The following is a 983-nucleotide window of genomic DNA, read 5'->3' on the forward strand; positions in this document are numbered from 1 at the left end:
AGCTGCAGCCACCCTTCTGACACCAGTCATCAGCTGCTCAAACTCCTCAAAAGTCACCTGCTGGGCATTATCGCTCATCGCTCCCTCCGGATTGGGATGCACCTCCACCAACAACCCATCCGCTCCTGCTGCCACCGCTGCCAAACTCACTGGCCCCACCAAACTCGACTTCCCTGTCCCCTGACTCGGATCCCCTATCACCGGCAGGTGCGATAACCTCTTCACCAACGCTATCGCACCCACATCAAACACATTCCTCGTATATGGATCAAACGACCTTATCCCCCTCTCACACAACACCACCCTCCTATTACCCTGCGCCATGATGTACTCCGCTGCCAACAACCACTCCTCTATCGTCGCACTCATCCCTCGCTTCAACAACACAGGCATATCAGTCCTCCCCACCGCCTCCAACAACGCATAGTTCTGCATGTTGCGTGTCCCTATCTGCAACATGTCCGCATACTCCATCACCACCGGCAGCTCCTCCACACTCATCACCTCCGTCACCACCCCCAGTCCCGTCTCCTCCCTCGCTCGCGCCAATATCTCCAATCCCCTCACTCCCATCCCACGAAAACTGTACGGCGATGTCCTCGGCTTGTATGCCCCTCCCCTCAACAGCTTCCCTCCTGCTGCCTTCACTGCCCTGGCTGTCTCCACCGTCTGCTCCTCGCTCTCCACACTACATGGCCCCCCTATCACCACTACCTCCTCCCCTCCTATCCTCACACCATTGACCTCCACCACACTGTCCTCCGGATGAAACTCCCGACTGGATAGCTTGAAAGGCTTGCTGATAGGCACCAAGTTCTCTACTACACTCATCCCCTCCAACGCATCCACTATCCGGTGTACATCCACCCCATGCCCTATCACTCCTATCACCGTCCTCTCCATCCCTCGACTGATGTGCGCACTCAACCCCTCACTCTCTATCCTCTCCACTACCTTCCTGATATCCTCCTCACTAGCTCCAG

At 56.7% G+C, this 983-nt stretch carries 1 protein-coding gene; it reads right to left on the minus strand.

Annotation, left to right across the window (positions count from 1 at the left end):
• Positions 1-983, minus strand: a 983-nt coding sequence (gene aroF, locus N2245_RS14395) for a 3-deoxy-7-phosphoheptulonate synthase (RefSeq protein ID WP_494537398.1), incomplete at both ends; no start/stop codon positions are given.

Source organism: Thermobaculum sp. T2p, from assembly GCF_059335935.1.